Origin of the sequence: Ectopseudomonas guguanensis, assembly GCF_900104265.1 — a bacterium.
GTDB classification, from domain to species: domain Bacteria; phylum Pseudomonadota; class Gammaproteobacteria; order Pseudomonadales; family Pseudomonadaceae; genus Aquipseudomonas; species Aquipseudomonas guguanensis.
Window position 1 is genome coordinate 384748 of the sequence record NZ_FNJJ01000001.1, and the last position, 16349, is coordinate 401096.

The 16349-nt window shown below is 65.3% G+C and carries 16 protein-coding genes; 1 reads left to right on the forward strand and 15 read right to left on the reverse strand.

Translation table 11 applies throughout. The features are described 5' to 3' along the window. Positions 1–28 precede the first annotated feature (28 nt). On the forward strand, positions 29–1642 hold the full coding sequence (locus BLS61_RS01855) for an NAD(P)/FAD-dependent oxidoreductase (protein WP_090426570.1): 1614 nt from the start codon (positions 29–31) through the stop codon (positions 1640–1642). A gap of 228 nt (positions 1643–1870) precedes the next feature. On the opposite strand, the gene BLS61_RS01860 is transcribed toward BLS61_RS01855, so the two are convergent. The 15 genes from BLS61_RS01860 to BLS61_RS01930 form a co-directional block, all read right to left on the reverse strand. Further along, entirely contained in the window at positions 1871–2386 is a 516-nt protein-coding gene (locus tag BLS61_RS01860; protein ID WP_090426573.1) for a GNAT family N-acetyltransferase, read from the reverse strand. A gap of 109 nt (positions 2387–2495) precedes the next feature. Then, a complete protein-coding gene (locus tag BLS61_RS01865; protein ID WP_024307416.1) occupies positions 2496–2834 on the reverse strand; it encodes a Na+/H+ antiporter subunit G in 339 nt (112 codons plus the stop codon). A 12-nt stretch (positions 2835–2846) separates the two neighbouring features. After that, positions 2847–3116 (reverse strand): K+/H+ antiporter subunit F, encoded by a 270-nt coding sequence (locus BLS61_RS01870; protein ID WP_004423843.1) that lies wholly within the window; start codon positions 3114–3116, stop codon positions 2847–2849. Beyond that, positions 3101–3598 (reverse strand): Na+/H+ antiporter subunit E, encoded by a 498-nt coding sequence (locus tag BLS61_RS01875; RefSeq protein ID WP_090426576.1) that lies wholly within the window; start codon positions 3596–3598, stop codon positions 3101–3103. The genes BLS61_RS01870 and BLS61_RS01875 overlap by 16 nt, the downstream gene beginning before the upstream one ends. Next, positions 3595–5106 carry a monovalent cation/H+ antiporter subunit D gene (locus tag BLS61_RS01880; protein WP_090426579.1) on the reverse strand — a complete coding sequence of 504 codons (1512 nt, stop codon included), beginning with the start codon at positions 5104–5106 and terminating at the stop codon, positions 3595–3597. The genes BLS61_RS01875 and BLS61_RS01880 overlap by 4 nt, the downstream gene beginning before the upstream one ends. Beyond that, complete coding sequence (locus BLS61_RS01885) at positions 5103–5432, reverse strand: Na+/H+ antiporter subunit C (protein ID WP_024307413.1); 330 nt, start codon at positions 5430–5432, stop codon at positions 5103–5105. The genes BLS61_RS01880 and BLS61_RS01885 overlap by 4 nt, the downstream gene beginning before the upstream one ends. Position 5433: 1 nt before the next feature. Continuing rightward, the gene (locus tag BLS61_RS01890; protein ID WP_090426582.1) at positions 5434–8226 is read right to left on the reverse strand and encodes a monovalent cation/H+ antiporter subunit A; all 2793 of its coding nucleotides are present in this window, start codon (positions 8224–8226) and stop codon (positions 5434–5436) included. 291 nt (positions 8227–8517) lie between these two features. Further along, positions 8518–8979 carry an outer membrane lipoprotein gene (locus BLS61_RS01895; protein ID WP_090426585.1) on the reverse strand — a complete coding sequence of 154 codons (462 nt, stop codon included), beginning with the start codon at positions 8977–8979 and terminating at the stop codon, positions 8518–8520. A 114-nt stretch (positions 8980–9093) separates the two neighbouring features. Further along, entirely contained in the window at positions 9094–10227 is a 1134-nt protein-coding gene (locus BLS61_RS01900; protein WP_090426588.1) for a glycerate kinase, read from the reverse strand. 55 nt (positions 10228–10282) lie between these two features. Next, the gene (locus BLS61_RS01905; RefSeq protein WP_090426591.1) at positions 10283–11650 is read right to left on the reverse strand and encodes a GntP family permease; all 1368 of its coding nucleotides are present in this window, start codon (positions 11648–11650) and stop codon (positions 10283–10285) included. Between the two features lie 197 nt (positions 11651–11847). Next, positions 11848–12966, reverse strand: a complete 1119-nt coding sequence (locus tag BLS61_RS01910; protein WP_090426594.1) for a sugar diacid recognition domain-containing protein — start codon at positions 12964–12966, stop codon at positions 11848–11850. A gap of 70 nt (positions 12967–13036) precedes the next feature. Next, a complete protein-coding gene (locus BLS61_RS01915) occupies positions 13037–13555 on the reverse strand; it encodes a ProQ/FinO family protein (protein ID WP_090426598.1) in 519 nt (172 codons plus the stop codon). A 146-nt stretch (positions 13556–13701) separates the two neighbouring features. Beyond that, the gene (gene pdxH / locus BLS61_RS01920) at positions 13702–14349 is read right to left on the reverse strand and encodes a pyridoxamine 5'-phosphate oxidase (protein ID WP_090426602.1); all 648 of its coding nucleotides are present in this window, start codon (positions 14347–14349) and stop codon (positions 13702–13704) included. Between the two features lie 33 nt (positions 14350–14382). Further along, complete coding sequence (locus tag BLS61_RS01925) at positions 14383–15036, reverse strand: OmpA family protein (RefSeq protein ID WP_090426605.1); 654 nt, start codon at positions 15034–15036, stop codon at positions 14383–14385. Between the two features lie 81 nt (positions 15037–15117). Further along, positions 15118–16263, reverse strand: a complete 1146-nt coding sequence (locus BLS61_RS01930) for a serine hydrolase domain-containing protein (RefSeq protein ID WP_090426608.1) — start codon at positions 16261–16263, stop codon at positions 15118–15120. Positions 16264–16349 lie beyond the last annotated feature (86 nt).

Genomic DNA, 16349 nt, shown 5'->3' on the forward strand with positions numbered 1-16349 from the left:
ATCACCACCGGCCAACCAGGACACCGCCATGCTTCGCCTGACCGAACTGAAACTGCCCCTCGACCATGCCGACGAGGCCCTGCGCCCGGCCATCGTCCAGCGCCTGGGTATCGCCGATGCCGATCTGCAGGCTTTCAGCGTGTTCAAGCGCAGCTACGACGCGCGCAAGAAGTACGGCGACATGCCGTTCATCTACACCATCGACTGCCAAGTGAAGGACGAAGCGGCGCTGCTGGCGCGCCTGAGCGGCGACAAGCACGTCGGCCCGGCACCGGATATCACCTACAAGCCGGTGGGCAAGGCCGAGGCGCCGCTGGACGAGCGTCCCATCGTGGTCGGTTTTGGTCCCTGCGGCATCTTCGCCGCGCTGATCCTGGCCCAGGCCGGCCTGCGCCCCATCGTGCTGGAGCGCGGCAAGGAGGTGCGCCAGCGCACCAAGGACACCTGGGGGCTGTGGCGCAAGAACGTGCTCGACCCGACCTCCAACGTGCAGTTCGGCGAAGGCGGCGCCGGCACCTTCTCCGACGGCAAGCTGTACAGCCAGATCAAGGACCCCAACCACTACGGGCGCAAGGTGCTGGAAGAGTTCGTCAAGGCCGGCGCGCCGGACGAGATTCTCTACGTCAGCAAGCCGCATATCGGCACCTTCCGCCTGACCGGCGTGGTCGCCACCATGCGCGAGGAGATCAAGGCCCTCGGTGGCGAAGTACGCTTCCAGCAGCGCGTCAGCGACCTGCTCATAGAAGATGGCCAGCTCACCGGCGTGGTGCTGGAAAGCGGCGAGCAGCTCAACAGTCGCCACGTGATCCTTGCCCTCGGCCACAGTTCGCGCGACACCTTCCGCATGCTCCACGCCCGAGGCGTGTACTTGGAAGCCAAGCCCTTCTCGGTGGGTTTCCGCATCGAGCATCCGCAGTCACTGATCGACCGCGCGCGCCTGGGCAAGTACGCCGGCCATCCGAAGCTCGGCGCCGCCGACTACAAGCTGGTGCACCACGCCAGCAACGGCCGTTCGGTATACAGCTTCTGCATGTGTCCGGGTGGCACCGTGGTGGCCGCCACCTCCGAACCGGAACGCGTAGTGACCAACGGCATGAGCCAGTATTCGCGCAACGAGCGCAACGCCAACGCCGGCATCGTCGTCGGCATCACCCCCGAGCAGGACTACCCGGGCGGCCCGCTGGCCGGCGTCGAGCTTCAGGAGCGCCTGGAATCCCACGCTTACGTACTCGGCGGGCGCAACTACGAGGCGCCCGGGCAACTGGTGGGCGACTTCATCAAAGGCAAGCCGTCCACCGCCCTGGGCGAGGTACAGCCCTCCTACAAGCCGGGGGTGAAACTGGGCGATCTGGCGCCGTCGCTGCCGGACTTCGCCATCGAAGCCATCCGCGAGGCGCTGCCGGCCTTCGGCAAGCAGATCAAGGGCTTCGACCTGGACGATGCGGTGCTCACCGGCATCGAGACACGCACCTCCTCGCCGGTACGCATCACCCGTGGCGACGATCTGCAGAGCCTGAACCTCAAGGGCCTGTACCCGGCCGGCGAAGGCGCCGGCTACGCCGGAGGCATCCTCTCGGCCGGGGTCGACGGCATTCGCGTGGCCGAGGCGGTGGCCAAGGATATGCTCGGGTTGAATCGCTAACCCCTTTTCGGATTACGTGCCCCGTAGGGTGGGTTAGCGGCGCCAAGCCTGCGAATGTCTGATCACCGCCATCGTGGTGCGCCGCGTAACCCACCAGGCGATTGCCCTGCGCCGCGCCAATGGTGGGTTACGGCGCAACGAATTTTTTAGGCTCATCGGGATAGGTGACAGGCGCCTAACCCACCCTACGGAAATCCGTCAGTCGTCATAGCACCAGGCCGCAGAGCATTAAAGGTCCTCGCGACGCTGGCAGCACAGCGTCGAGCGCCGCGAGCCGTTGGGCCGTCGCGTGGGATCGGCATAGGTCAGCAGCTCGCTGAAACCGGCCTTGCGCATCATCCCTGCCGATGCGGCATTCTCTTCGTGACGGTCGATATAGATATCGCTTACGCCCAGCCGCCACAGCTCGTTGACGGCCTCGCGCAGCAGACGCGCCCCCAATCCCCGGCCGACGCAATCGCGATGCACCACCGCCTCGCAGATATAGCCGTGCAGTTGCCCGGCACGTGCGGCGGGTTGATGAGCGGCGAAATCCAGGGTCAGGCGAAAACTGACGAAACCCTGCAGCTGCCCCTGTTCCTCGGCCAACACGGCCAACGTCGCGCTCGTTGCAATACCCTGCAGGTGCTGGCGAACCTCGTCTTCGGGCAGATGATTCCAGGGGTTGGGCCCATGCTCGAGAATCAGCGCACAGAGCGCATCGATATCCTCTGCACAGGCCTGACGAATGATCAACTCGCTCATGCTCTCGACTCCCTTGGCGCAGCAACTCGTTTGATTCAAGGATCGAGTCTAGGGTGGGTGAACATGTGGCGACAGCTACAGCCAGGCGCGAGAAACGCCTGACAGTGGCTCAGTGGTCATCCTCCCACGGCTGGCCACGGGTCTGCTCGAACAGCTCGACCTTCTGCTGCATGGCCGCCTTGGACAGGATATGCGCACTGACCGGCGCGGTGAGGAACAGGAACAGGGTGATCAGCACCTCATGCAGGCTGAGGCTGCCGGTGTGATGGGCGAAGAACAGCATCGAGGCGATCAGCGTGCCGCCAACCCCTAGCGTGGTGGCCTTGGTCGGCCCGTGCAGGCGCGTGAAGAAGTCCGGCAGGCGATACAGACCGATGGCACCGACCAGGGCGAACAGGCTGCCCAGGATCAGGCAGGCACAAATCAACAGTTCCAGCCAGAACGGCATGGTCATTCCCCCTTAATCGATGATGTCGCCGTGCAGCAGGTGCTTGCCCACCGCAACCGTACCGACGAAGCCCATCACCGCGATCAGCAGTGCAGCTTCGAAGAACAGATCCGAGGCCAGCCAGATGCCGAACAGCACGATCAGCGCCAGCGCGTTGATGTAGAGGGTATCCAGGGCCAATACGCGATCCACCACGTTCGGCCCTTCGACCAGACGCGCGACGTTGAGCAGCATGGCCAGCGTGAGGATGCCCATGCACAGAAAGACTACGTTCTCGAGCATTCGAAAATCTCCAGCAGCGGCGTTTCGTAACGGCTCTTGACCGCGGCGATCAGTTCCTCGCGATCCGGCACGTCGAGCCCGTGCACCAGCAGTATCTTGTGATCGGAGCTGAGGCTGGCAGAGACCGTGCCTGGGGTCAGCGAGATGATGCAGGCCAGCGTCGACAGGACGAACTCATCCTCGATCGCCACCGGCACCTCGACGAACGCCGGTTTCAGACGCGACTTCGGCCCCAGTACCAGCTTCACCACCTGCAGGTTGGCCACCACGATGTCGTAGAACACCTTGCCGATGAACAGCAGCAGACCCAGCGGCTTGCGCACCTTCGGCACGTGCAGCAGGAAGTCGCGGCACAGATAGACGATGGCCCAGGCAAGCAAGGCACCGAGCAGCAAATGCCCCAGGTTGAAGGTGTTGACCAGCAACAGCCAGAGCACCGTCAGCACCAGCATCATGCGCGGATGGGGGAAGAAACGCCTCATGCCGCACCTCCGGCGATGATCGACAGGTAAGGCTGCAGATCAAGCAATTGCGCCGCAGCAGCCTCCAGATAAGCCAGGATCGGTTTGGCAGCGATCAGCAGCAGCGGGCTGGCCAGCAACAGGCCAAGCGCCGCCAGCAGGCTGATGCGATCAGCCGGCTCGGCTTTCGACGGCGCCGCGTCCGCGCCATGGCCCAGCCAGAACAGGCTGGTACCGGCGCGGCTCAGCGCCACCAGCGTCAGCAGACCGCCGATCAGCAGCACCGGCCACAGGCTCCAGGCCTGCCAGCCCGGCTCGGCCGCACGCAGCAGCATCATCTTGCCGAGGAAGCCGGAGAACGGCGGCAACCCGGCCACGGAAATCGAGGCGAAGAAGAACAGGCAGCCCAGCAGCAGCGGCTGGCGCAGCACGCGCTCCTGCTGCAGGTCGCCACCGGCGCTGTCACGCTGGGCGACCACCAGGCCGGCCAGCAGGAACAACGCGCCGCTGATCAGCGTGCTGTGCAGCGTGTAGTAGAGCGCGGCGCTCAGCGCCGCGGCATTGCCGATGGCGAAGCCGGCCAGCAGGGTGCCCACCGAGAACACCACCAGATAAGCCAGCAGCGCCTGCAACTGGCGGGCTCCCAGGGCGCCGATCACGCCGAAGGCGATGGTCGGCAATGCCAGCCACCAGAGCAGCTCATGACCGAGATTGGCCAGCGGCCCGGCCTGCTCGCCGAACACCAGGGTGAACACGCGGACAATGGCGTAGAAGCCGACCTTGGTCATGATGGCGAACAAGGCGGCCACCGAAGCGGGCGCCGCCGCGTAGGCGCGCGGCAGCCAGAAGCACAGCGGCAATACCGCGGCCTTGAGACCGAAGACGATCAGCAGCAGGTAGGCGGCGGCCTTGATCAACGGCGCATCGGCGACATCGGCACTGGCCACGCGCGCAGCCAGATCGGGCATGTTCAGGGTGCCGGTCAGGCCGTACAGCAGGCTGACACCGATCAGGAAGAACGACGACCCCAGCAGGTTGAGCACCACGTAATGCACACCGGCCTTAACCTGATTGGCACGGTTGCCGTGCAGCAACAGCGCGTAGGAGGAGATCAGCAGCACCTCGAAGAACACGAACAGGTTGAACAGGTCCGCGGTGAGGAAGGCACCGTTGATGCCCAGCAACTGAAACTGGAACAGCGCATGGAAGTTCGGCCCCTGCTCGTCCTCGCCACGGCAGGCGTAGATCAGCGCCAGGCTGGCAAGCAGCGCAGTGACCAGCAACAGTGCGGCGTTGAAGCGGTCGAGCAGCAGCATGATGCCGAAGGGCGCCGCCCAATTGCCCAGCGCGTAGACCTGCAACTGCCCTGCCCCGGCCAACCCGACCAGGTACAGGCACACCGGCAGCAGCGCCAGGCAGCCCACCAGGGAAATACCCCGTCTGACCTGACGCGACCAGGTGTGGCCGATCAGCAGCAGCGCGCCGAAGAACAGCGGCACAAGAATGGGGAGGATGATGGCGTGACTCATGCGCGCGGCTCCTCGCCATCGACGTGATCGGTTTTCAGCTCACCCAGGCCGCGCAGGGCCAGCACCACGACGAAGGCGGTCATGGCGAAGCCGATGACGATGGCGGTGAGTACCAGCGCCTGCGGCAGCGGATCGCCGTATTCGGCGCTCTTGCCGATTACCGCCGGCACCCCGGTGCCAAGGCGGCCCATGGCGAAGATGAACAGGTTGACCGCGTAGGAGATCAGGGTCAGCCCCATCACCACCGGAAAGATGCGCGCCCGCAGCAGCAGGTAGACGCCACTGGCGGTCAGCACCCCGAGGGTGATTGCGAATACAGCCTCCATATCAGATGACCTCCTTGCACGACTCGTCCTGACTGACATGGCCGATGTTGGAAAGAATCAGCAGGGTGGCGCCGACAACGGCCAGGAACACCCCGAGATCGAAGAGGATGGCGGTGGCCAGTTCGATTTCGCCGATCAGCGGAATATGGAAGTGGCCGAACGCCGAGGTCAGGAACGGCGAGCCGAACGCCCAGCTGCCCAGGCCGGTCAATCCGGCGATCAGCACGCCCCAGCCGGCGGTGGCGTGATAGCTGAACTTCAGGCGCTGCTGGGTCCAGGTCACACCGTGGGAGATGTACTGCAGGATCAGCGCTACGGAGGTGATCAGGCCGGCGATGAAGCCGCCACCCGGCAGGTTGTGACCGCGCAGGAAGATGAACGCCGAGATCAGCAGCGCCATCGGCAAAATGGCCCGCGCCAGGTTGTCGAGAATCATCGGATGGGCATCGCTCGACCAGGGGCGACCGTTCTTGTCATGGGTCGGGTGCGGCAGGCGCAGGCCGTGCAGCAGCGCGTAGATACCGATGGCGGCAATCGCCAGCACGGTGATCTCGCCCAGGGTGTCGAAGCCGCGGAAGTCCACCAGGATCACATTGACCACGTTGGTGCCGCCGCCGCCGGAGACGCTGTTCTCCAGGAAGAACGAGGAGATGCTCTGGTAGGGTCGGGTCAGCACGGCGTAGGCCAGCATCGCCACCATGGTGCCGCTGCCCAGTGCCAGGGTCAGATCACGCAGGCCGCGCAGGCTGCTGGACTCGGCCGGCGTACGGTCGGTCATGAAGTACAGGATGAGCATCAGCAGGATGATGGTCACCACCTCGACCGATAGCTGGGTCAGCGCCAGGTCGGGGGCGGAGAAGCGAGCGAAGGCCAGCGCCACCATCAGGCCGGCGGCGCTGAGGATCATCAACGCCACCAGGCGACGGCGATGGAAGACCACGGTGAGCACTGCGGTGACCATCAGAATCAGCATGCCGGCGACGGTCAACGGGTCGACCGGCGTCATGGCCACGCTGCCGGTGAGCTGCTCCAGCGGCGACAGGGCAATCACCATCAGGGTCAGGGCACTGCCGAGCATCCAGGCCAGGTAGCGCTGCAGGGAGCCGCTTTCCAGCAGCTTGGTGATGCGCACGGACAGGCGGGTCATGTAACGCACCACCTGATCGAAGGCTTCCTTGGCGTCCAGGTTGGGCAAGCCTTCGTACCAGCGGAACAGCGGCCTGCGGCAGGCGTAGACGAGGATGCCGCCGAACAGGGCGATGAAGCTCATCATCAGCGGCAGGTTGAAGCCGTGCCAGATCGCCAGGCTGTACTCGGGCAGCTCGCCACCCAGGGTCGAGGCGGCCGCGGTGGCCAGCAGCGGCGCGACGGTGTAGGCCGGCACCACCCCCACCAGCAGGCAGAGGAACACCAGCACCTCCACCGGCACCTTCATGTAACGCGGAGGCTCGTGTGGCGGGTAATTGGGCAGATCGATCGGCTCGCCGTTGAAGAACACGTCGTGGATGAAACGCAGCGAGTAGGCCACCGAGAATACGCCGGCCAGGGTCGCGGCAGCCGGAATCACCCAGTTGAAACCGCCCAGCAGGTGCTGGTGCAGGGTTTCGGTGAAGAACATTTCCTTGCTCAAAAAGCCATTGAGCAGCGGTACCCCGGCCATCGCCGAGGCGGCCACCATCGCCAGCACCGCCGTATGCGGCATGTACTTCCACAGGCCGTTGATGCGCCGCATGTCACGGCTGCCGGTTTCGTGGTCGATGATGCCCGCGGCCATGAACAGCGAAGCCTTGAAGGTGGCGTGGTTGATGATGTGAAACACCGCCGCCACCGCAGCCAGGCGCGTATCCAGGCCGAACAGCAGGGTGATCAGGCCCAGGTGGCTGATGGTCGAATAAGCCAGCAGGCCCTTGAGGTCATGCTGGAACAGCGCCATGCCCGCGCCTACCAGCAGGGTGGCCAGGCCGGTCAGGCTGACCATGTAGAACCACCATTCGGAACCGGCCAGCGCCGGGTACAGACGCGCCAGCAGGAACACCCCGGCCTTGACCATGGTCGCCGAGTGCAGATAGGCCGACACCGGCGTCGGCGCCGCCATGGCGTGTGGCAGCCAGAAATGGAACGGGAACTGCGCCGACTTGGTGAATACCCCCAGCAGCACCAGCACCAGCGCCACCGGGTACAGCTCGTGCGCACGGATCGCATAACCGGCCGCCAGCACCTGCGACAGCTCGAAGCTGCCGGCGATGTGGCCGATCAGCAGGATGCCGGCGAGCAGCGCCAGACCGCCACCGCCGGTGATCGCCAGGGCCATGCGCGCGCCCTTGCGCGCATCGGAGCGCGAACCCCAGAAGCCGATCAGCAGGAACGACGACAGGCTGGTCAGCTCCCAGAACATCAGCATCAGCAGCAGGTTTTCCGACAGCACCACGCCGAGCATGGCGCCCATGAACAGCAGCAGGAAGGCGAAGAACCGCCCCATCGGCTCGGTCTTGGCCAGGTAATAGCGGGCGTAGAGGATGACCAGCAGGCCGATGCCGAGAATCAGCAGGGCGAACAGGAAGCCCAGGCCGTCGAGGCGCAGGCTGAGGTTCAGGCCCAGCTGCGGCAGCCACTCCAGCTTGATGCGCAGCACCTCGCCGGCGAACACCGCCGATCGATGGTTGAACAGCAGCACCAGCGCCACGATGGGCGCTATGGCCGCCGCCGCGGCACAGGCCGAGCGCCCAAGCCGGTCGGCCAGCACCGGCAGAAACAATCCAAGAAATGGCAAGGCGACAATCAGCGCAAGCGCCATCGGAAAAACCCCTTATGCAGGCACGTCAGGTCAGCTGACCCAACGACGAGAATTGGAGTCGCAACTCCCTGACGGTGATATCCATGCACCACAACGGAGCAGCTAAGTCGTTGTCGGCACAAGCATAACGGCCGATTATCCATAACTATCAACGCAACGTCATGCATTGAATTATCATTAAACACACTTGGTTACATGCATGTCGATGCAAGGCTACCGACGACCGCCCAGCACTATAGCCGGACACAAAAAAGCCGGAACAGCCTGGCTGCTCCGGCTCGCATGCAAGGATCAGTGAGAGACGCGGCTGGTGCCGTTGACGGTCATGATGCGCACACGCTCGCCGACACGGAACACCTGGTTCGGCTCGACTTCCTGAACGTAGGCGCGCAGGGTGCCGTCATCCTCGCGTACGGTGATTTCCACGCCCTGGGTACGCGTCAGGCCTTCCTCGGCCGCCGCACCGAGCAGGCCACCGGCAACCGCGCCGACCACGGCCATGACCGCGCTGCCACGGCCACCGCCGACGCTGCTGCCGCCGATGCCGCCAACCACCGCACCGGCGCCCGCGCCGATCGGCGTCTTGGTGCCTTCGATCTTCACCGGGCGCAGCGACTCGATGGTGCCCATGCGTACCGTCTGCACGGCCCGCGCCTCGCTGCGGCTGTAGGTGTCGCCGGTCAGGCTGGACTGGCAGCCGCCAAGGACCAGCAGTGCAGCCAGCGAGGTAATGAGCAGAGTGGGTTTACGCATAGCAATTCCTCCAAGGGGGTCTTGATCCATTAGACGTCGGGCGCGCACAACTGTCACGACTGAGTCTTAACAATTGTTGTTTCAGACAGACCGAGTTCAGCTAGGTTCGTCTGGTCATGAGCTAGCCAGGCGCCAGAGCCGGGCGATATCCGTTGCACGCGCCTGCAGCTCACCCGCTGCGCCGGCCATTGCCTGCTCCAGCGACAGCGGCCCCGGCGCCAGGCTGAACGCAGCCTCGATACCCACCTCGTACAACGCCTGATAGTTGTCGCCCAGGCTACCGGACAGAGCGATAACCGGCACACCGGCCGCACGCGCCACGCGCGCCACACCGACCGGCGTCTTGCCGTGCAGGGTCTGGGCATCCATGCGCCCTTCCCCGGTGATCACCAGATCGGCATTCTCCACCGCCGCGGCGAGGCCGGACAGCTCGGCCACCAGCGCGATACCGGGACGGAAGCTCGCCTTGAGAAAGGCACGCGCCGCGAAGCCAAGCCCGCCGGCGGCGCCGACACCGGGAAACTCGGCATGATCCTCGCCCAGCGTGGCGGCGGCGATGCGCGCGAAGCGGCCAAGCGCCTTGTCCAGCTCGGCGACCTGCTCAGGCGTCGCGCCCTTCTGCGGACCGAACACGGCAGACGCGCCACGCGGCCCGCACAGGGGATTGTCGACGTCGGCGGCGACCTCGATCTGCACCTCGAGCAGGCGCGCGTCGAGGTCGCTCAGCACGAGCTGATCGAGTCCCGCCAGGGCCGCCCCGCCAGGTACCAGCTCCTGCCCCTGGGCGTCGAGAAAACGCACTCCCAGCGCCTGCAGCAGACCGGCCCCGGCATCGTTGGTGGCACTGCCGCCCAGGCCCAGAATGATGCGCCTGGCGCCGGCATCCAGCGCCTCGCGGATCAGCTCGCCAGAGCCGAAACTGCTGGCCAGGCGGGCATCACGCTGCTCGCGCGGCACCCAGTGCAAGCCGCTGGCCGCAGCCATCTCGATGACCGCCGTGCCCTGCCCCAGCCAGCCCCAGTGAGCCCTGACCGGTGTGCCCATGGGGCCGCGCACCTCGCACTCACGGCGTTCGCCGCCAACGGCCGCCAGCAGCGCATCGACCGTGCCCTCACCGCCGTCGGCCATCGGCCGCAGCATACACTCGGCTTCGGGGAATACCTGCTGCCAGCCACGGGCGATGGCAGCGGCCACCTCGGGTGCGCTGAGGCTCTCCTTGAAGGAGTCGGGAGCGATGACGATTTTCATGATGAAGCACCTCGAAAGGAGCGGGCGACCAGCGATCGCCCGCCGATAAAGCGGATTACAGCAGAACCAGGCTGAGCAGCCAGACGGCCAGCATGCCGGACATGCCCTGAATCAGCGTGGCCATGGTCTGGGCGCGGTAGGCGGTGGCCACCTTCATGCGGCTGAACTGGGTCACCACCCAGAAGAAGCTGTCGTTGGCGTGGGATACGGTCATGGCGCCGGCGCCGATGGCCATCACGGTCAGCACCCGGCCCATCTCGCTGTCCAGGCCCAGGTTGGCCAGCAGCGGTGCGACCATGGCCGAGGTGGTGACCAGCGCGACGGTGGACGAGCCCTGCGCACTTTTCAGCGCAGCGGCCACCAGGAACGGCATGAACAGACCGATACCCAGTGCCGACAGCGTGTCGCCCAGGTAACCGGTCAGCGCCGTGGCCTTGAGGACGGCCCCGAAGGCGCCACCGGCACCGGTGATCAGCAGGATCGGCGCCGCCTCCTTCAGGCCATGGGCGACATGATCGTGGAACTGCTGACGCTTGCCCTCGCCCCTGAGCAGCGCGCAGGCCAGCACCAGGCCGACCAGCAGCGCGGCAACCGGCTGGCCGAGGAAGCTCAGTACATCGAACAGCGCGCCTTCGCCGAACGGCTTGCTGGGGAAGGCGGCGACCGAGCCGAGGCAGATCAGCGCGATGGGCACGAAGATCGGCGAGAACGCCTGCCAGGCGCTGGGCAGCTTGCCGTAGCGGGCACGCAGCGCGTCGAAATCGACGTTGTCGGCGAGCAGCTCGCTCGGTGCCTCTTCCAGCAGCGCCTGGTCGTTCTGCTTGAGGAAGCGATTGGCCCACAGCATACCGGCCACCGCGGTGACCGCAGCGACCAGCAGGCCGACCAGAATCACCAGGCCCAGGGAGGTCTCCAGGCCCAGGTTGCCGGCTGCGGCGATCGGGCCGGGGGTTGGCGGCACGAAGGTGTGAGTGGCATACAGGCCGGTGGCCAGGGCCACGCTCATGGCCACGACCGAGACCTTCATGCGTGCGGCCAGGGCATTCTTCAGCGAATTGAGAATGACGTAGCCGGAGTCGCAGAACACCGGAATCGACACCAGATAGCCGATGATCGACAGGGTCAGCGTCGGGAAGCGCTGGCCGAGCAGACGAATCACCGTCTCGGCCATGGTGATGGCGGCGCCGCTGCGCTCGAGGATGACGCCGATGATGGTGCCGAGCACGATGACAATACCGATGTAGCCGAGAATGCCGCCGAAGCCGGCGGTCATGGTCTTGATGATTTCGCCGCTGGGCAGCTGATAGGCGAAGCCGGCGATCAGTGCAGCGGCCAGCAGTGCCAGAAAGGGGTGCAGTTTCAAACGGGTGGTGGACAGCACGATGAACGCGATCAGTGCCACAAGTATCAGGACCAGGCCCATGACCAGTCTCCTCATTGTTGTTATGGCGGGCGCGTGGCCCGAAATGGAAATGCCGACAGGCGCTTCCATTGTCGCCCAGCCTACCCGGCCCTCGCCCTGTGCGCCGGCACCAGAACGAACGCACCTGCGCCGTCGTCGACTGTGCAAGCGCACAACCCCATCCGCCAGGTCAGGCGGCAGCTTTCGCGTTAGCGCACTCAGCCGAGCGGCATATCGGACTCGAGCAAACCCAGCCCGAGGGATAACTGCAGGCGTTGGTCCAGCCGGTTGAGATCCAGGCCACTGAGCTCGGCGATGCGCTCCAGGCGATAGCGCAGGGTGTTGCGGTGAATGCCCAGCGCCTGGGCACAGGCCTGCACCTGACCGTCGTACGCGCACCAGGCTTCCAGCGTCGTCCGCAGCGTGCCTTGCGAGTCCTGCGCCAGTACCCGGCGCAGCGGGGCCAGCCAACCCTGCAGCAGCCAGCTGTGGCGCTGGGCATAGAGCAGCGTCGGCAGACGCAATTCGTCCAGACGCAACAGGCGACGCTCGGGGAAACGCGCCTGGCCGTAGGCCTGCAGGTCACGCAGCACCAGGCTGGCCTGGCGCAGCTCGGCCAGGTCATGCAGCGGATCGCTGAGCGCCAGCGAGCGTACGCCCCACTCACGCTCATCGGCCTGCTGCAGCCAGGCTGCATCATCGCGTGTAGCGCTATACGGCCTGCACCAGAGCAACTCATGACGCCCAAGCGGCGCGACCAGGTGCTCGCTCTTGCCGCCCAGAGAGGCCAGCAGGCGCGCCTGGCGCGGCAGCGGATCGCCCTCGGCATCGAGTTGCAGCAGGCACATCTGCCGCGGCCAGGTCAGTTGCAGCCCGAGACGCTCGGCATCGTTCTCGAAGCTGGACAGGCGCAGCTGCGGGTCGAGCAACTGGCGCAGCCAGGCCTCCTGCTGATGCCGCTGCCAATGCCGCTCGGCCTGCAGCACGCGGTGTTCGACCAGCATTTCCGCAGCCATGCGCACCAGTTCGGCGTAGGGCCGCACGGTCTCGGGATCGCCGGTGATGCCGAGCACGCCGATCAGGCGCTCGGCATGCAGCAGCGGCAGGTTGACCCCCGGCTTGACCCCGCGCAGACAGGCCGCCGCCTGCGCATCGATCTCCACCACACGACGATTGGCCAGCACCAGCTGCGCGCCCTCGTGGCGAGTGTGCAGGCGGCTGGGGTCGCCGCTGCCGATGATCATGCCCTGCGCATCCATGACGTTGATGTTATGCGGCAGGATGGCCATGGCGCGGTCGACGATATGCTGCGCCAGGGTGGAGTCGAGTTCGAGCATGAAAAACGGCCTCGCGAGTGAGGCCGTCATTGTAGGCGTGTCAGCGGCGCCTCGCGCCGACGAAACGGAATTACTCCGCAGCAGAGGCTGCAGCGCTCTCCACAGGCTTGTCCTCTGCTGGCGCCTTCGCCTTGGCCTGATTGCGTCGGGCTTCCATGCGATGCCGCCTGGCCTGTTGACGAGCATGCGAGGCCTGCGCTGCCGTCACCACACCAACGGGCTGGCCTTGCAGATCCAGGCGCGGCGCGTTCTCGGTCATGGCCGACCAGTAGCGCCCGCCCCGGCACCAGGCGGCAATGCCCAGCTTCAGCTGATCGAGGCTGATGCCGAGCAACGCCAGATGCTGCTCGGCGTCCTTGAGAATGCCCTCTTTCAGCGGCACCTTGGGCGCCGGGTTGACCGGAAACGCCAGCGGGAAGTGCTTCTGCAAGCGCCAGATCGCCTCGACGGCCGGGTCCTGCTCACGCGCCTTGGCCTTGGGCGGTTGCTTGCGCTTTTGCGGCTTGGCGCTCTCGGTCTTTACCTGCTGTACCTGCTGTTTCTCGGCGCGCAGGCGGTCACGTAGCTCGGCTAATTGTTCAAAACCCATCGTTCGGTTCGCAGCATCCTGGTTGGTTCGTGGCGCAAGGGTATCGTATGTGCCCTTTTCGCACAGCCTTATTGGCTGCCGATGTGCTCAGTGGTCGTGATCGGGCAGACGCTTTCGCCAGATGCCTGAACTCAAGCGGCCACCTGTCAAGGCGCCAACCGCTCACGAATCCAGGCTTCGCCCTGCAGGCGATAGTTGAGGCGGTCATGCAGACGGCTTGGCCTGCCCTGCCAGAACTCGATGCGCTCGGGCAGCAGGCGATAGCCGCCCCAGTGCGGCGGGCAATGCGGTGCCTGATTGAGGAAGCGTTTTTCGGTTTCCGCCAGCAGGTTCTCCAGCTCGGCACGGTCGCGGATAACCCTGCTTTGCGGCGAGGCCCAGGCACCGATGCGGCTGCCCAGGGGGCGCACCTGGAAGTAGGCGTCGGATTCGGCCGGGGTGACCTGCTCGACGCGCCCCTCGATACGCACCTGGCGCTCCAGGCTCGGCCAGAAGAAGGTCATGGCGGCGAAGGGACGGGCCGCCAGTTGGCGACCCTTGGCACTGTCGTAGTTGCTGAAGAAGGTGAAGCCACGTTCGTCGAGGCCCTTGAGCAGCAGCACACGGCAGTGGGGGCGGCCCTGTTCGTCGACGGTGGCCAGGGTCATGGCGTTGGGCTCGACCGGCAGTTGCTCGGTCTTGACCGCGTCATCGAACCACTGACGAAACAGGGCAAGGGGTTCCAGCGGGGCCTGGGCTTCGCTCAGACCGTCGCGGGTATAGTCGCGGCGCATATCGGCCAAAGTCTGGGTCATGGCAGTTCCTCACAGAGGGAAATGCCGCCAAGCTTACTCCGACTTGCTGACTTTTCCTTGATCTGCGGCAGCTACCTTGGGCGCATCCTTGAGTTCCGGCTGGGCCGGCTGGCTGTACTTGGCGATCAGGCCCTGCATGGTTTCGCGCGAGGTCAGGAGGATTTCCACACGGCGGTTCAGTGCACGCCCGGCAGCGCTGTCGTTGGCGGCGCGCGGCATGTCGGAGCCCAGGCCCATGACCTGCAGGCGGTTCTGCTTGAGGCCACTGAGACGGAAGATGGAGGTCACGGCACGCGCGCGCTCCTGGCTGAGTTCGCGGTTCTTGGTGTCGTCGCCGCTGCTGTCGGCATGGCCGAGGACTACCACGGCGATGTCTTCGTCGGTTTCAAGCAGCTTGGCTACGCGGGTGATCGGGCCCAGGCTGGCGGGCAGGAGCATGTGCGGGCGGTCCGGGTTGAAGGAGCCCTGCACCGGTGCTGTCACCACCAGCAGATTTTCCCGGCGCTCGAACTCGAACTGGCTGCCCTTGACCGCTTCACGCAACTTAGGCTCGTACTCGTCGAGCCAGGCGCGGGTCACCTGCGGTGCAGGCATCGCTGCCGGCTTGGCAACTTCCTTCTTCTCCGGGCCGGCGCAGCCGGCGATCAGCAGGCAGCAGGTAAAGGCAAAAATCTTGTTGGCACGCATGTAGCCCCCGAGGTCAAACAGATCTAATGGTCGATTCGTTATGGTTGGTACTGAACGATTGGCGAAGTTTAGCCGTTTCAATCAGATACAGTCCGCAATCTGGCGTGCAAGTTTCTGCGCTCGCGGGTCCATCAAGACGAACGGTCCTAGATTGTTGATCACGAAGCCGAATGCCAGGTCCCGTTCCGGGTCGGCGAAGCCGCTGGAACCACCGGCACCGGGATGACCGAAGGCTTTAGCCCCCATACCGTAGGTGGCGTTGGCCACATCGGCCTGATCGAGCATGCAGCCGAGGCCGAAACGGGTGCGGGTCAGCAGGGTCTTGTCGTCTCCGACGCTGTGCTCACGGGTCATCTCGCCCAGCAGCTCGGCGTCGAGCAGGCTGCCGTCGAGCAGACCGGCATAGAAGCCCGCCAGGCTGCGCGCGTTGCCATGACCGTTGGCGGCCGGTTGCTGCATGCGCCGCCACTCCGGCTTGTTGGTACTGGTCATGATCGATGGCGGGTTGGTGAACGAGCGCGTGCTCATGGCGCTGGCGTCGCTCATCATCACCTTGAGCAGGCGCTGCGCAGCGGCATCGCCGAGATTGCCCTTGCCGCGGGCGATATGGGCGACGCGGTCGAATTCGCTGTCGGCCAGGCCGACATGAAAATCCAGCCCCAAGGGTTTGGCGATGCGCGCAGCAATGCTGTCGCCCGGGCCGCGGCCTTCGACCCGGCGAATCAGCTCGCCGATCAGCCAGCCATAGGTAATGGGGGCGTAACCATGGCCATCGCCCAGTGGCCACCAGGGCGCTTCAGCGGCCAGCGCATCGGTCATGGTCTGCCAGTCGTACAGCGCCTCGGCGGGCAGCTGCTGACGCAGCGCCGGCAAGCCTGCCTGATGGCAGAGCAGGTGGCGCACGCTGATGCGCTCCTTGCCGGCAGCGGCGAATTCGGGCCAGTAACGTGCCACCGGGGCGTCCAGATCGAGCTTGCCCTCGCCTACCAGTTGCAAGGCCACCACCGCCGCGAAGGGTTTTGTGCAGGAGAACAGATTGGCGATGGTATCGCTGTGCCAGGGCTGCTGGCCGTCCTTGTCCATGACCCCGGCCCACAGATCGATCACGGTTTCACCGCCAACCTTCACGCACAGGGCCGCGCCCCGCTCCTGCGCATCGTCGAACAGTGCGGCGAACGCGTCTCTCACCGCCTCGAAGCGCAAGTCGAAATAGCCCTGAATCTGCACGCTGTTCTCCCGTTTCGCTGCTTGGCCAAATGTCGCCGATGATGGCAGCCGCCTATCATGCAATGTTCTGAAACTTCATAAAATAG

Excerpts from the sequence above, each read along its gene's own strand:
- BLS61_RS01855 (WP_090426570.1), top strand. The coding sequence starts at position 29 with ATGCTTCGCCTGACCGAACTGAAACTGCCCCTCGACCATGCCGACGAG.
- BLS61_RS01860 (WP_090426573.1), bottom strand. The coding sequence starts at position 2,386 with ATGAGCGAGTTGATCATTCGTCAGGCCTGTGCAGAGGATATCGATGCG.
- BLS61_RS01865 (WP_024307416.1), bottom strand. The coding sequence starts at position 2,834 with ATGCCGTTCTGGCTGGAACTGTTGATTTGTGCCTGCCTGATCCTGGGC.
- BLS61_RS01870 (WP_004423843.1), bottom strand. The coding sequence starts at position 3,116 with ATGCTCGAGAACGTAGTCTTTCTGTGCATGGGCATCCTCACGCTGGCC.
- BLS61_RS01875 (WP_090426576.1), bottom strand. The coding sequence starts at position 3,598 with ATGAGGCGTTTCTTCCCCCATCCGCGCATGATGCTGGTGCTGACGGTG.
- BLS61_RS01880 (WP_090426579.1), bottom strand. The coding sequence starts at position 5,106 with ATGAGTCACGCCATCATCCTCCCCATTCTTGTGCCGCTGTTCTTCGGC.
- BLS61_RS01885 (WP_024307413.1), bottom strand. The coding sequence starts at position 5,432 with ATGGAGGCTGTATTCGCAATCACCCTCGGGGTGCTGACCGCCAGTGGC.
- BLS61_RS01890 (WP_090426582.1), bottom strand. The coding sequence starts at position 8,226 with ATGGCGCTTGCGCTGATTGTCGCCTTGCCATTTCTTGGATTGTTTCTG.
- BLS61_RS01895 (WP_090426585.1), bottom strand. The coding sequence starts at position 8,979 with ATGCGTAAACCCACTCTGCTCATTACCTCGCTGGCTGCACTGCTGGTC.
- BLS61_RS01900 (WP_090426588.1), bottom strand. The coding sequence starts at position 10,227 with ATGAAAATCGTCATCGCTCCCGACTCCTTCAAGGAGAGCCTCAGCGCA.
- BLS61_RS01905 (WP_090426591.1), bottom strand. The coding sequence starts at position 11,650 with ATGGGCCTGGTCCTGATACTTGTGGCACTGATCGCGTTCATCGTGCTG.
- BLS61_RS01910 (WP_090426594.1), bottom strand. The coding sequence starts at position 12,966 with ATGCTCGAACTCGACTCCACCCTGGCGCAGCATATCGTCGACCGCGCC.
- BLS61_RS01915 (WP_090426598.1), bottom strand. The coding sequence starts at position 13,555 with ATGGGTTTTGAACAATTAGCCGAGCTACGTGACCGCCTGCGCGCCGAG.
- pdxH (WP_090426602.1), bottom strand. The coding sequence starts at position 14,349 with ATGACCCAGACTTTGGCCGATATGCGCCGCGACTATACCCGCGACGGT.
- BLS61_RS01925 (WP_090426605.1), bottom strand. The coding sequence starts at position 15,036 with ATGCGTGCCAACAAGATTTTTGCCTTTACCTGCTGCCTGCTGATCGCC.